This window comes from Amphritea sp. GJ51-11 (genome assembly GCF_055808735.1).
Genome location: NZ_CM147881.1, coordinates 110,001 through 124,737 on the forward strand (window position 1 = coordinate 110,001; position 14,737 = coordinate 124,737).

Sequence of the window (14,737 nt, forward strand, 5' to 3'; positions counted from 1 at the left end):
CGCCTCGTGTCTCACCATTGGGGGTAGAGCACTGTTTCGGCTAGGGGGTCATCCCGACTTACCAACCCGATGCAAACTCCGAATACCAATGAGTGCAATCACGGGAGACACACGGCGGGTGCTAACGTCCGTCGTGAAAAGGGAAACAACCCAGACCGTCAGCTAAGGTCCCAAAGTTATGGTTAAGTGGGAAACGATGTGGGAAGGCTTAGACAGCTAGGAGGTTGGCTTAGAAGCAGCCACCCTTTAAAGAAAGCGTAATAGCTCACTAGTCGAGTCGGCCTGCGCGGAAGATATAACGGGGCTCAAACCATACACCGAAGCTACGGATGCCACTTGTGGCATGGTAGAGGAGCGTTCTGTAAGCCGTTGAAGGGAAAGCTGTAAGGCATCCTGGAGGTATCAGAAGTGCGAATGCTGACATGAGTAACGATAAGGGGAGTGAAAAACTCCCCCGCCGGAAGACCAAGGGTTCCTATCCAATGCTAATCAGGGTAGGGTGAGTCGACCCCTAAGGCGAGGCTGAAGAGCGTAGTCGATGGGAAACAGGTTAATATTCCTGTACTTTTTGTTATTGCGACGGAGTGACGGAGAAGGCTAGGCCAGCACGGCGTTGGTTGTCCGTGTTTAAGGTTGTAGGTTTAGGACTTAGGAAAATCCGGGTCCTTTTAAGACTGAGAATTGATGACGAACCCTCTTTTGGGTGAAGTGGTTGATGCCATGCTTCCAGGAAAAACTTCTAAGCTTCAGATAACAAGAAATCGTACCCCAAACCGACACAGGTGGTCAGGTAGAGAATACCAAGGCGCTTGAGAGAACTCGGGTGAAGGAACTAGGCAAAATGGTACCGTAACTTCGGGAGAAGGTACGCCGATGTGGGTGATAGGACTTGCTCCTTAAGCTTACGTCGGTCGAAGATACTAGGTGGCTGCGACTGTTTATTAAAAACACAGCACTCTGCAAACACGAAAGTGGACGTATAGGGTGTGACGCCTGCCCGGTGCTTGAAGGTTAATTGATGGGGTTAGCTTCGGCGAAGCTCTTGATCGAAGCCCAAGTAAACGGCGGCCGTAACTATAACGGTCCTAAGGTAGCGAAATTCCTTGTCGGGTAAGTTCCGACCTGCACGAATGGCGTAACGATGGCCACACTGTCTCCACCCGAGACTCAGTGAAATTGAAATTGCGGTTAAGATGCCGTATATCCGCGGCTAGACGGAAAGACCCCGTGAACCTTTACTATAGCTTCGCAGTGGACTTTGATATTACTTGTGTAGGATAGCTGGGAGGCTTTGAAATCTGGACGCCAGTTCAGATGGAGCCAATCTTGAAATACCAGCCTGGTACTATTGAGGTTCTAACTCAGGTCCCTTATCGGGATCGAGGACATTGTGTGGTGGGTAGTTTGACTGGGGCGGTCTCCTCCTAAAGAGTAACGGAGGAGTACGAAGGTGCGCTCAGCATGGTCGGAAATCATGCATCGAGTATAAAGGCATAAGCGCGCTTGACTGCGAGACAGACACGTCGAGCAGGTACGAAAGTAGGTCTTAGTGATCCGGTGGTTCTGTATGGAAGGGCCATCGCTCAACGGATAAAAGGTACTCCGGGGATAACAGGCTGATACCGCCCAAGAGTTCACATCGACGGCGGTGTTTGGCACCTCGATGTCGGCTCATCACATCCTGGGGCTGAAGCCGGTCCCAAGGGTATGGCTGTTCGCCATTTAAAGTGGTACGCGAGCTGGGTTTAGAACGTCGTGAGACAGTTCGGTCCCTATCTGCCGTGGACGTTTGAGATTTGAGAAGAGTTGCTCCTAGTACGAGAGGACCGGAGTGAACGAACCTCTGGTGTTCGGGTTGTCATGCCAATGGCATTGCCCGGTAGCTACGTTCGGACAGGATAACCGCTGAAAGCATCTAAGCGGGAAGCCCCCTTCAAGATGAGATCTCACTGGGGCCTTGAGCCCCCTGAAGAGCCGTTCAAGACCAGGACGTTGATAGGCTGGGTGTGTAAGCGTTGTGAGGCGTTGAGCTAACCAGTACTAATTGCTCGTGAGGCTTGACCATATAACGCCAAAAGCGTTTGGGAAGCTGATAAAGAAAGATACCGACTGAAAAGTCACACGGATTAGAGCTTGTACAGCTCATCTCAAAGCAGCACCGTTACAGGATTCTAATGACGCTTGAACTAACAAATCGTTTAGTTCAATCGTTAGAGCAACCAGTTTTGCTTGGCGACCATAGCGAGATGGAACCACCCGATCCCTTACCGAACTCGGAAGTGAAACGTCTTAGCGCCAATGGTAGTGTGGGGATTCCCCATGCGAGAGTAGGTCATCGCCAAGCACCTAATAAGATAACCCCTTGCACAGAGTGCAAGGGGTTTTTTTATGTAGGTATGTTATGACCGAATCGAGCGTGTGCGACAACAGCGCGCAGCGCGTTGAACGCCGGAGCGTGTGACGGCGGCCCCGAAGCACGCAGTGCTGAGAGGGTGAAGGCGAAGCCTGAATAAAGTAGGTCATCGCCAAGCTTCAAATAAGAGACAGCCCCGATCATTAGTTTGGTCGGGGCTTTTTCGTTTTCGGGTGTTTTGGAGATGTTGTTTGCCAGCATAAGAGCTAACCATCAGCCGGTGCTTCAATCATCACCACGATTTTTCCTTTCATGCTGTTATACTGACCGGACACTATGTTCTTGTCGCTTGATAGGCGTCTAGCTGTTTACTTTGTTGGGATTATCAATGTCTGAAACAACACTTTATATTTTGATCGCACTAAACTTACTGATTGTTATTGGTCTGGTTAGCTATATTGTGCGTCTGTTACAACAACAGAAACAAAAGCGTCTCGAGACTGAACGTAAACTACAGAGCATAGCGGCTGATGTGAGTAAGCATCGTTTGCATTTAATTGAGAGTTTGCAGGTGATTAGTCGCGCCATTCTTAACGAAGAAATTCCGTTAACTGAGGCGAGTATTCGCTGTAAAGTGTTGCTTGATAACTTAGATCCGCAGTTGGCTCAGTCAGAGGCGTACATCGTTTTTAACGAGGTTTTTGAGCAGAGCAAGCATATCCCCCGCCTAGCTGCGTGGAAGCAGCTGAAAGGCCCTGAGAAGCTCGAGTTTATCGCCCATATGGAAACACTGGAATCAGACTATAATGATCAGGTTGTCACTGCCGCTAGGTCTTTATTAGCTGAGGACTTCAATCGTTATCATTGAGGTGCCGATGGAATTTGTCGTCGTTTTTTTAGTTTGCCTTTTTGTTCTGATGTTGTTGGTCGTTGGGCTGCTTTTTGGCCGTGCTCCAACTTACCGGCCCGAGCGAGAATATGTGTTAGGGTTACTGCAGGGGGTTGAAGACCGATCAACGAACGAACAAGCTTGGAGTCTGTTTGTGCATACTCCCGTGACTCATGATCTTGATTTAGAAGTATTCCGCCTACGTTGTTATCAGTTTGATCAGGGCGAGGTGGTGGGTGTTAAGGCAAGGCAGGGTCTAAATGGTTATCTGTATGATGCTAAAGGGCGTTCTTATATTAAGCAGGTAGCGGAGGAGTTTGATCTTTTTATTCGTAATGCACCCTTGTCTGTTGATTTTTAGTCAAGGTATTGTTGGTGTGTTATAAGGCGTTCTAGGCGCCATAATACCTGCCACACATCACGTATCTTACCCGCCTTCGCGGCTTCATTTAGTTCAATGCTGCAGTTTTCAAGTTCTGGCAGTTCGCACAGCCCTGCCAACCCTGTTAGCTGATGGCTGTGATCTCGTATCCCCTTAATATTCTTTTGGCTAAATGCCTGCCTTAAACGACTCACTTGCGTAGTAAGCTCCTCATGAAGGTCTGATTTACTTAACTGGTATCGTGCTAAGTTGATATCGCTTGAGGGTGAGGCGGGGGGCTCCAGCGCTAGTGTGGCTGTGGAGGCTTTTTTGTGACAAAGGGTTGTCAGTAACTTGATCAGTCTCGTGTCATTAATGGGCTTATATTCAATTTGGCTAATGCCTGCTTGTCGTAATGCCTGTTCTTCGCTGGCGATAACATCGGCGGTTAAAGCGATAATCGGGATCTCTGGGAAGTCTTTTCGTACCTCTTGGGTTGCTTCAATGCCATCCATAATCGGCATATGTACATCCATGATAACGATATCTGGCTCTACCTCATGAATACGTTTGATGGCGTGCGCGCCATTGCTGGCTTCAAACACGGTGGCGCCGGCGGATTCAATAATTTTTCTTAACAACAACCGGTTAAAATCATTATCTTCGGCAATCAAAGCGGTTTTGTCGGCTAAGGGGTACGACGTATTGTGTAAAGGCAGTAATTCATGGTCATCAATTGGGGTATATCCCAGCCATTTTCTCAGCATTTCGCGGTGTAAAGGTTTGCTGTTAATCGTTAAATGAGGCTGTTTTCCAAGGTGAGCGAATTCATCCAGATTGCCTGTTAATGCGGGCATTAACAGCAGTATATTGCCTTTAAATGAGGCAAATATGGTCGCTATTTTAAGCTTTTGTTGCTTCGCAATATCGGGGTTGGCACTTAGACCAAAAATGAGTGCTGATGAATCCCTTTGAGTGTTTGAAATGGCTTTTTCTAACTCTTGAAGTGTTGCACAAGCATGTACTTTTGATACCAGGGGTTGAGTGATAAAGCTTAGTGATTCAAGACTTTCTGGATGGCGATCAAAAATAATCACGTCACTTTGATTTGGGTAGGCGATCTGTTGTGGCTGCTCAGCAGACGCTTTTTTAACGATAAAGTTACAACAGATTTCAGTGCCTCGTGCTGGCTTACTGCTGAGCGTGACATTTCCGTGCATCAACTCAACGAGCTTCTGCACAATGACTAACCCTAGGCCACTTCCACCGAATCGGCGGGTGATGGAGGAGTCTGCCTGAGCAAATGCATTAAAGAGCCCTTTTTGTTGCTCATCGGTGATGCCGATACCGGTATCTTTAACGCAGAAGCGAATCTTTTTCTCTATCGTGTTTTCATTTTCCACTTGCAGCAAGACAAGTACCTGACCTGAATCGGTGAATTTAATCGCATTGCTAATCAGGTTGGTGGCTATTTGGCGTAGCCTTGTCGGGTCGCCTAATACGTCTGAATAGGCCGCCTCATCGACTTGATAGGCTAACTCCAAACCTTTAGCAGCAGCACTCTGTGACTGCATTTCTAATGCTTCAAAAACGACCTGTTCCGGGTTGAAGGTTATCTGTTCCAGTTTAATGGCGTCAGACTGTAGCTTTGCGAAATCCAGTATGTCATCGATAATGGATAGCAACATGGTCGAAGTTTGATTAATGATTCGACAATGTTCCTGTTGTTCAAAATTGAGATCGGTTTGTCTCAACATATTGGTAAAACCAAGGATGGATGTTAGCGGGGTACGCAACTCATGGCTCATCTGGGCGAGGAAGTTATCCTTGGCTTTATTTGCTTGATCGGCATGCTGTCTCGCTTGTTGTAGTTCAGCGTTTTGCTCCGTCAACTCTTGCATCGTGTGACGTAGTTGAGCTGTCGCTTGCTGAATTTCACTTTCGAGCTTTTGCTTCGAACTTTGAACCTGTTCCGCGAGTAGATTAATACCTTTTTCTAGCGACCCTAGTTCAGCGTAGGATTGTGTTTCTACTCGAGCGTCGAGTTCTCCAGTTTCAAGTTTTTTAACAAGAGATGTTAGGTTGATGATGGGTTTTGTTAGGGTTTCTGCAAAGCGGGCGGCAATAATAAAAGTGCCAATAAGGCCTCCCAGTAAAATCAGCAGGCTATTAGTGACGATCTGATTTTCTCGACGATGCATCGGTGTGGTCGACATTGCCACAGAGACCCAGCCTAATAGCTCCCGTTCGATCTGGCGGGATTTCGTTTCGGGAGAGTCGCCAATGATAATGCCTTGGGTGGTGACAGGCATGGTAAACAGCCAAATATCGGTACCTAAATATTGGCTTGGCTGTAGTTTGCGCTCGAGGTTGAGTTCGAAAGTGTCAGATCGGTAGAGTATATTTCCAGATAGGTCGGTAAAAATCACATCTGCGACATCGGCTTCTTGTATCGGTCCTTGACTGAGGGCTGCTAATTGATGGGTTAAACCTGAGACTAGACCGAACTCTGAAGCTTGGGCAAGCAGTCGTGACATGGTTTCACCTCGCTCAATCAGGGCTGATTTGTTGTCATCAACCCGGGTCGAAACAAAGTAACCGGCTAATATTAACGTCATTATCACCAATGGAATAAGGGTAATGAATAATACTTGCTGGCGAATACCATAGCGGTTGTTCTTTGTGTCCGTCACAGTAACTCATCCTCGATAATCGCTTGCTGGAGAGCATCTGCGGTTTTTATTGGCAGTCCGAGCTGTTTTGCAACCCGCGGATTAGTAATAATCGTAAAATAGGGGCTATGAGCGGGAGGGGGACGGTGCCTTCAACGATTAGGTGCAATTGCTCAGCGGTGTATCGTCCGATATCTTCCGGCGTGGTTATACAGGCGGCGACCGCACCCGCTTTGACATAATTTTGTGAGAATGCCAAGAGCGGCACTTTGTTTCTTAGCGACATATATAATAGCCACTTAGCGGTGGTTCTGTTTAGCGTACTTTGGTCTGGGATAACCATAAACAGATCGGTGCTTTCCATAATGGGCTGAATACGTTGAATCGGGTTGCTCTCAAGCGTCAGAGTCTGATACTTGAGCGTTATATTTATCTTGGCGGCAGCGGTTTCTAATTGCGGAAGTAGATATTGGGAGTCTGGGCCAAGTGTGAACCCCAGCTTTTTTATCCCGGGCATAATATGAGTGGCCAGTCTTAATTGCCGCTCTAGAGGTTGATCAAGGTATATAGCGCTGCTGCGCACCCTTTTCTGCGTAAGCTGTGCCGCATATGTTTCTGAAAGTGCTTGATATCGTTGGCTGGGGATAAAGGTGCTAAGGATAATGCTATCTGGCGCAGCAAACTGCATGGCAAATTCAGAGGCTTTACTGCCGATAGCGATCAGCAGACGATAAGAGCGTAGGTGTTCTTCAGTGTTATCCGTCAGGTTGTCCGGGTATGACGTATCCATACGGATAGCCGGACCTTGGCTGATAATTGATGCGGCCACATTTTGATATGCGGGGCTATCAGAACTTAATAGTAGCAATGCGTCAGAGGCTTTTACAGGAGTGCAGACGAGAAAAAATGCTATCAGTAAACAGAGTGTCTGACAGTGGTGTTTAATCTTAGTGACTACTTCCCATGTAGCTTTTAGCATATTCCGTTCAAGCAGAAGTTTAAAAGCTTAGCTGAGCTTGTAGGTAGGCTCGTTGTTCAAACATGTTTGCAGCATAAAACTCTGAATAGTGTTTATCCAGTAAGTTCTGCACTATCAGGGCAATACTTAGATCACTTTCGGGTGAAAGCTTAAAAGCCTTGGCTATTTTAAGGTCTGTGCGGTGATAGCTTGGATTGGGTGGGCTGGTATCGCTAACGGCTTCTTGCCAACGAACCGCGCTTAGATAATAGTGACTTAAGCTAAGTTGCAGCCTGCTAGGTAAGGTGATGCTGGCGAGTGCCGAAGCGGTATGCATGGGGTTACGAGTTTCCAAGCGATCGATAATGTCGGTAGGACTGCCATTTTGATTGCCATCGTTGCGATAGCCGTTGCTGTCGATATAGCCATAATTTAAAACAAGTAACGGTTTGAGTTTGGCATCAGACTGATATTTGTATTGTAACTCTATGCCGCGGTTGCTCCACTGTGCGCGATTCATATAGGCGCGATACACATCATCCAAAGGCGCTGATGCTTGCATCGTCGAATCGAGAAGTTGGTAACTCGGTGTTATACCGTCCTTTATGTTTTCATAAAAGATACGGGTATCCAATTGTGAGTGCTGTTCAGGCCAACTAATCATTAAGCCGAGGTCTATCGAATCGAGTTTTTCCGGTGAAAGGTCTTCATTGGCTAAAAATTCATAGTCATAGACCTCGCCAAACACACTGGAATAGGGCGCGGGAATATAGATAACCCGTTCAAAATTGGCTTCTAGCAGAGAAGGCATTCGGTAAGCTCGGCTGACAGATGTTCTTATCGAGCTGTGTTCTGATAACTGATAATTAGCCGCTACACGAGGAGATATGCGGGTAGCACTGTTGCTGATATGCTCGAGCAAGGCACCGGTATTGAGGGTCCAGTCGTTAAACCCTGAATATTCCCAGTTAGTAAATAAGCGTGCGCTTTCCTCTTTTACCCATTCATCGGTATTCAGTAATTGACGATTTTGGGCACTGCCGGCTCGGTAAGCGATACCGGATATCAGCTGAGAGTTGAACGTGGGTTGCTGTTTTAGTGTGATTTCTAGGTCATGCTGCTTAACGTTACCTGTTTCCGTTGTGACTAATGCCGGCGGGTTGGTATCTATCAGCGCTTGAGCAACAATTAAGGGTTGCCGTATTAACTTTGAAACCTCTGCAGCGGTTAGCTGCCGGGCATCAAAATTATTGACAGAATGGGCATAACTCACTTTGAGTTCAGCGGAACCATTGAGAATGTGAGACCAGTTGATTTGTTGAAAATTTGTTTCAAATTCCCTGCGGTGGAAGTCCCAGTTAGGTTTTGCACTGATGTCCCCAACCGAGCTGTAGCCTTCTGTATAGCCCAAATCAAGAGTAATGGTATCGAGTAATGTTGGTGAGATAGTGCCTTCAAAGCTAATATAACGCTTCAAGTAGGGGTCCTGCGCATCATTGGCAAAGGTATTGCCATCATTACCTAAGATGCCGGTTGAAACACGGTAATGTCCATTGGCGGTTTTTTGATTATGTTCCGCCTGAATGTTACGGGTATTGAATTCGCCATGGGTGTACTGGATAAAATCTGACTGATCACTGAGCGGCGTGTGAGTGATAATATTGATTGCGCCAAGGAAGGCATTAGAGCCTTGGGTTACGGTGTTGGTGCCTCTTATAACTTCAATGCGTTCAATATCAGCGATGGTAATAGGGAGTGTGTCCCAAACGACCGTGGAAAATAATGGGATATAGATCGATCGCCCATCAATCATCACTTCCATACGTGAAGGAAACTTATTACTCATGCCATGATAAGCCGCGGCAGAGGTATTAGTGCCAGTATGATAGGACTGCATACCCGGTACGAGTCTAAATAGCTCTGAAATGCTGGTCGCACTAGAGGCGTTGATCATTCGGCGGTCAATGATCGTCACGGATGCTGGCGCTTTACTTAGGGTTTGAGGTAGTCGTGTCGCGGAAAAAGTGACAGGTAGGTCGGCCAAGTAATCCACTTCTGATAACACATCGAGTTCTGAACTGAGTGCGGGAATAGGGCATAACAGTGTTGTGACAAACAGACCGTGAAGGGTTCTGCGAAAATCAAGAAATAGCATGGCCGTGGTTTTACCTATGGGTAGGTTAGATAAAATCCGTGTATCAACCTAGATAACAAAAAACCCTTTCAGTACGGTATTGGATAACGCAACGATAAGTTTGATTATCCAAAACATATGCAGGACTTCGTTATGTTTACTTGCCCTGTAAACATACACCCGGCATTAATCAGGGAGAGTAATGCCGTTAAATATACCGGATATCGACATCTCGGTCGATTCGCATTTAGACGCAAATGTTATTTTTTGATCGCTTTGAGAACCACAAATTTTTTATTACTCGCGATGGTTTCGCAAGAGCCAAAGAGTTTTTTAAGTTTAATATGATAATTCAGATGACGATTACCGATAACCCAGAGTTCGCCGCCCTGCTTCAACGCAGTTTTAGATTCGTTAAACATCTGCCAAGCAATAAAGTCACCGATCGCATTTTGCTGATGAAATGGCGGATTATTTAATACCAGGTCACAACTGGCAGGGGAGATGCCATTTAAACAGTCGGTGACCGAATATTCAGCAGTACGATCCGGGAATGCATTTTTAAAGTTAGCCTTGGCGGAGGCGACCGCCATATAAGATTCATCAACAAAACTAATCGTTGCGTTTGGGTTAGCGGTTGCTGCCATCAGCCCGACAATACCATTGCCACAGCCTAGATCGACAATTCGTTGATAGCGCTGATCGACGGGTAGGTGTTCGATCAGGAAGCGGGTGCCAATATCGAGCCTTTCTCGAGAAAAAACATTAGCGTGATTGAGAATCTGATAGGGGGTGTTTTCTAATGGGTATGATTTGGGGTAGTTGTTTTCAGGTGGTGTGAGTGCTGGGTTAAACGTACTAAAAATAAGCCGGGCTTTTTTTCGCGCCAGTGATGTTGTGGTCTGGCCAATAATGGTGTCAAACAGTTGTAGTGTTGAGCGATGAATCGCCTTAACCATCCCCGCGGCGATGATTATCGTATTTTCATCCACATAGGGTCTAATCCGATGTAACTGATCTTCCAACTGAGCGAGGCTTTTGGTGATCTTTAATAGCACAATATTATAGGGCTTATCGGAAGTACCATAATCCATCAACGAATGATGAAATAGCACCGCATCGGGATTCTGTTGATTTAACTTAAGGTTATTGCGCATCCCTTGTTGGGCAATAAATGAATCACTAACCGAGAGAGTCTGATAATCGGCGAGGGCACAGGCGAGAGCACCAAAGCTATCGTTCAATAACAAAACTCGGCTATCAATCGTGAGCAACTGCTGGTCGAACAGATAATTGAGTAGGTATTCATCGGCCGCATCCCAGGCGCGCAGAGTTTCCTGCTGACGTACTGGATAGCGTGACAGTGAAAAGGTGCCTTGGGGAACGACAAGGGTTTCCATTGTAATCCTGTATGTTGAGGGTTCGAGTTATTGCTGGCCGATTATAAAGAATTAACGCCGTGTGGCCAGAAAAACACCGGCACTGATCATAATCGTGCCAGCGGATTGATTAAGTCGTTTAGTGGCTTTGGCGGATTGTAAGCGCTTGCTAGCCCAGTGAGCACCGTAGGCAATGAGCATCAAGCCCAGCATAAGCGCGATAAGCGTGAGCCCCGCCGCTAGCAAAATATCATTGCCGTTAAGACGGCTAAGATCCATAAATGTCGGGAGAAAGGCGATATAAAATAGAATGACTTTAGGGTTGGATGCTGAAATCAAAAAGCCTTGTATAAATTCCAATGACGAGCGGCGCGTTGTCGGTGCTGATGTGGCCAGTGTGGGTTGGCTGGTAAACAGCTTAATGCCCAACCAGATAAGGTAAGCAGCACCGACCCAGCGTATTAGCGTGAAGAGTTCTCCCCAATGTTCAGCAATAGTCGCGAGGCCTAAGCAAGCGAGGGTCAGGTAAATAATATCGCTGACCACCATACCGAATGCCAACATAAAACATCGACGACTACCTTCCACCATGGCTTTCGCTAGAATGGCAAAAACGCCGGGACCTGGAGTGATACCAAAAATAAAAATAGCGATAAAAAAAGTCGCGGCGCTTTCGAAAGACATCATTGTCTCACAGGAAAAGGGAGTGAAGCCGCAGTTTACCTGCTGTGCTGGTTGGAGGCTATATGGTTAACGTTTACACGGGCTTATTGGCAGGTAAGGCATGCTTGTTAGCTGTCCTGTGACGCTGAGGATAATCGAACCGACTATCGGTCTACCGGGTTATTTAAGCGATGTTTATCAAATAAACTGCATTTTTTAGGGCTATTGTGCGAAAATGGCCGCCCAAAATTTTACCAATTGCTGCAGGAATGAAAATGTTCAGGAATCTAGTGCGTGGATTGTTACTGATGTTGCTGGCGGGTGCGGTGAATGCCGCTCCGGTGTTTGTTTTTACGGCTATCCCCGATCAGGATGAAACCCAGCTGAAGCAACGCTTTCAGAAAGTGGCAGACTATTTACAAGCGGAGCTGCAAACCGAGGTGCGTTTTGTCCCGGTTAAGTCCTATGCGGCAACGATTACAGCATTCCGCAATAATCAGGTGCAGCTAGCTTGGTTCGGTGGTTTGTCCGGTGTAAAAGCACGGGAATTAGTGCCCGGTTCCATCGCCCTAGCGCAGGGTATTGAAGATCCTGAGTTTAAATCATTCTTTATTGCCAACACGAGTACTAGGCTCAAGCCTGCTGATAGCTTACCAGAGTCGGTGCGTGACCTGACCTTTACTTTTGGTTCTAAAGGGTCGACCTCTGGTCGGTTGATGCCTGAATATTATCTGCGTGAGCAGTTTAAAGAGAGCCCTGATGAAGTGTTTAGCCGAGTCGGTTATAGCGGTAATCATTCGCGCACGATTGCGTTGGTTGAATCGGGAGCTTATCAGTTGGGTGCGTTGAACTACAAAGTTTGGGAAGCGGCGGTTGCTGACGGTAAAGTTGATACTTCTAAAGTAAGCGTCATCTGGGAAACGCCAACCTATCCTGATTACCAGTGGACGTTGCGTGGCGATATGGATGCGATTTATGGCGAAGGCTTCTCAGAGCGTGTGCAACAAGCTCTATTGAAAATGACCGATCCCGAGCTACTTAGCAGTTTCCCACGTTCAGGCTTTATCCCTGCCTCGAATGATGATTTTGAGCCTGTTCGCATTGTCGCTAAGCAGGTCGGCTTGCTGGATTAATCACAATGTCTGCACTGACGATCCAGAGTGATTCTCTGGGGTATGGTGGTCAAACGGTGCTGGGGCCTGTCAGTCTGGAAATTCGGACTGGCGAGCATCTGATTCTGTTGGGTAAAAGTGGCTGTGGTAAGTCGACACTGCTTAATCATATCTATAGTGAAAACCGTGCCGAATGTGCCCTGATTCCTCAGGGGCTAGGCTTGGTCGGCAGTTTAAGCGTATTCCATAATATCTACATGGGCCGCTTATCGCGTCATAGTGCGTTGCATAATCTGCGTAACCTAGTGATGCCGTCTAAGGCGCGGGTGACTGAAATAGCACCACTGCTCGAACGGTTAGGGTTGAGTGATAAATGTTTTGCTGCTGTGGCCGATCTATCCGGTGGTCAGCAGCAGCGGGTCGCCGTCGCACGGGCCCTATATCAAGGGGCTGATGTGTTGTTGGCGGATGAGCCTGTGTCAGCGCTTGATGGCCCGGAAGCGGATCGGGTAATGTCCTTATTGAATCAGCATTTCAATACGGCGGTGATTACGTTGCATGATGTTGAGCGGGCGCTGCGCTATGGTCAGCGAATTATTGCGATTCAGGATGGTGCCTTGGTGCTAGACGAACCTGCGGCACGCCTCTCGATCAGTGCATTGAATGCGTTCTACTAAATCCATGGTGAACTCAAACTATCATTGGCCTCGGGGCGTGCGTATCGGTCTGTGGTTTATCCTGCTGGCGTTGTTGTGCATCCCTTTTGCCGATATGGACATCTCTAGTCTTGATCCTTGGACTGATTTGGGACGCTTGCTGCAGGGCTTTATTTCGCCGCAGATGATGGCTTTTGATATTGTCATAGAGGCGTTATTGGCGACTTTGGCGTTCGCCTTTGGTGGCGTGTCGTTGGCGGTTGTTTGTGGCTTTATACTGGCCTTGGCTTTCCATCACCCATTAATGCGCGGTCTCTGCGCATTGATGCGCTCGGTGCATGAGCTATTCTGGGCACTGATTTTCTTACAGTTTTTTGGTCTTCATCCGTTAACGGGTTTACTGGCGATCGCCGTGCCATATTCGGGTATTTTTGCCCGCATGTTTGCTGAAATTCTTGATCAGGTAGCAAAGCAACCGGAACAGGCTCTTCCTGCACGCACTGGCTATTTAAGTGCGCTACTGTATACCCGGTTACCCCTAGCTTGGCCGCATCTGGTGAGTTATACCTCTTATCGTCTTGAATGCGGTATTCGCAGTAGCGCAATCTTGGGTTTTGTTGGCTTACCTACGCTGGGTTATTATCTTGAGTCATCGTTTTCTCAGGGGTATTACCCCGAAGTTGCGGCGTTATTGATACTGTTTTACCTGCTAGTGGCAACGAAAAAACTTTGGCTGCGACGTTGGACACTGCCTGTCTTTATTGTTGGTTCTCCCTTTTTTATGGGAGAGGGGATGCCGATTATCTGGGGCAATGTTTGGCGTTTCTTTTCCGAGGATATTGTCCCGGCTCCGCTACGCGCCAGTGATCCAAGCTGGGCGTCATTGTCTGATTGGGGCAGCAATATTTTATTACAACAGGCGTTACCGGGCATCTGGAATACATTGGTGCTGTCTCAGATGGCGCTCGCGGTGACCGGTATCGTTGCCCTCTGTTTGTTTCCGCTGATCAGTCGTCACTGCTTTAGTGCTACCGGGCGGTTACCGGGCCATATTTTACTGGTGATCGCGCGGTCTACCCCTGAATATCTATTGGCTTATATTTTATTACAGTTACTCGGGCCTTCGATGCTGCCGGCGGTTATCGCGCTGGCGATCCATAATGGCGCGTTGATCGGTTACCTAACTGGACGTAATAGTAATGAGATTAAGTTGAGGCATGATGCTCCCGATAGGCGGCTAGATCGCTATTGTTATGAACTGCTACCCCGTACCTATCCGGCTTTCTTGTCGTTTATGCTATATCGCTGGGAAGTGATTATGCGTGAAACGGCGATTCTGGGTATTCTCGGTATTCAGACTATCGGTTTTTTTGTTGATAGCGCGATTCAGGAGATCCGTTTTGATGTGGCTCTGTTGCTGATTCTGATCGCGGCGATGATGAATATCATGGTGGATATGATCGCCCGTCGAATTCAGCAAAAAGTTTCTCGCTAAGCTTTCCCTCCCTCTAGCGGCTAAACCTTCTCACCTTGAGTACCAAGGCATTACCTATCGTTAGC

11 protein-coding genes and 2 rRNA genes (1 of these 13 running past the window's edge) are annotated in these 14,737 nt (G+C 47.4%); 7 read left to right on the forward strand and 6 right to left on the reverse strand.

Going from position 1 to position 14,737, the window contains the following annotated elements:
* A 23S ribosomal RNA gene (locus AC0L4K_RS00525) occupies positions 1–2,065 on the forward strand (it extends 828 nt beyond the left edge of the window).
* Positions 2,066–2,228: 163 nt separating this feature from the next.
* Positions 2,229–2,344 (forward strand): 5S ribosomal RNA (gene rrf, locus AC0L4K_RS00530).
* Between the two features lie 42 nt (positions 2,345–2,386).
* Here the strand turns inward: rrf and AC0L4K_RS00535 are convergent.
* The gene (locus AC0L4K_RS00535; RefSeq protein ID WP_473267860.1) at positions 2,387–2,614 is read right to left on the reverse strand and encodes a hypothetical protein; all 228 of its coding nucleotides are present in this window, start codon (positions 2,612–2,614) and stop codon (positions 2,387–2,389) included.
* 127 nt (positions 2,615–2,741) lie between these two features.
* On the opposite strand from AC0L4K_RS00535, the gene AC0L4K_RS00540 reads away from it, so the two are divergent.
* Positions 2,742–3,221, forward strand: coding sequence for a DUF2489 domain-containing protein (locus AC0L4K_RS00540; RefSeq protein ID WP_417228348.1), 480 nt, complete (start codon positions 2,742–2,744; stop codon positions 3,219–3,221).
* A gap of 7 nt (positions 3,222–3,228) precedes the next feature.
* A complete protein-coding gene (locus AC0L4K_RS00545) occupies positions 3,229–3,603 on the forward strand; it encodes a hypothetical protein (RefSeq protein WP_417228347.1) in 375 nt (124 codons plus the stop codon).
* Here the strand turns inward: AC0L4K_RS00545 and AC0L4K_RS00550 are convergent.
* The 5 genes from AC0L4K_RS00550 to AC0L4K_RS00570 all read right to left on the reverse strand — a co-directional run bounded on the left by AC0L4K_RS00550 (position 3,600) and on the right by AC0L4K_RS00570 (position 11,430).
* Complete coding sequence (locus AC0L4K_RS00550; protein ID WP_473267861.1) at positions 3,600–6,296, reverse strand: ATP-binding protein; 2,697 nt, start codon at positions 6,294–6,296, stop codon at positions 3,600–3,602. The two genes, AC0L4K_RS00545 and AC0L4K_RS00550, sit on opposite strands and share 4 nt — an antisense overlap.
* Before the next feature lie 46 nt (positions 6,297–6,342).
* Complete coding sequence (locus tag AC0L4K_RS00555) at positions 6,343–7,065, reverse strand: ABC transporter substrate-binding protein (protein ID WP_473267862.1); 723 nt, start codon at positions 7,063–7,065, stop codon at positions 6,343–6,345.
* A gap of 208 nt (positions 7,066–7,273) precedes the next feature.
* Positions 7,274–9,388 (reverse strand): TonB-dependent receptor plug domain-containing protein, encoded by a 2,115-nt coding sequence (locus tag AC0L4K_RS00560; RefSeq protein ID WP_473267863.1) that lies wholly within the window; start codon positions 9,386–9,388, stop codon positions 7,274–7,276.
* 239 nt (positions 9,389–9,627) lie between these two features.
* Complete coding sequence (locus AC0L4K_RS00565; RefSeq protein ID WP_473267864.1) at positions 9,628–10,767, reverse strand: methyltransferase; 1,140 nt, start codon at positions 10,765–10,767, stop codon at positions 9,628–9,630.
* Between the two features lie 51 nt (positions 10,768–10,818).
* Positions 10,819–11,430: a LysE family translocator gene (locus AC0L4K_RS00570; protein ID WP_473269185.1), complete on the reverse strand. Its 612-nt coding sequence runs from the start codon at positions 11,428–11,430 to the stop codon at positions 10,819–10,821.
* A 254-nt stretch (positions 11,431–11,684) separates the two neighbouring features.
* Between AC0L4K_RS00570 and AC0L4K_RS00575 the strand changes: the two genes are divergently transcribed.
* The 3 genes from AC0L4K_RS00575 to AC0L4K_RS00585 are packed head-to-tail and all read left to right on the forward strand — an operon-like array spanning position 11,685 to position 14,672.
* Positions 11,685–12,542 carry a putative selenate ABC transporter substrate-binding protein gene (locus AC0L4K_RS00575; protein WP_473267865.1) on the forward strand — a complete coding sequence of 286 codons (858 nt, stop codon included), beginning with the start codon at positions 11,685–11,687 and terminating at the stop codon, positions 12,540–12,542.
* Between the two features lie 5 nt (positions 12,543–12,547).
* Positions 12,548–13,198, forward strand: coding sequence for an ATP-binding cassette domain-containing protein (locus tag AC0L4K_RS00580; protein ID WP_417228340.1), 651 nt, complete (start codon positions 12,548–12,550; stop codon positions 13,196–13,198).
* Positions 13,185–14,672: a PhnE/PtxC family ABC transporter permease gene (locus AC0L4K_RS00585; RefSeq protein WP_473267866.1), complete on the forward strand. Its 1,488-nt coding sequence runs from the start codon at positions 13,185–13,187 to the stop codon at positions 14,670–14,672. The genes AC0L4K_RS00580 and AC0L4K_RS00585 overlap by 14 nt, the downstream gene beginning before the upstream one ends.
* Positions 14,673–14,737 lie beyond the last annotated feature (65 nt).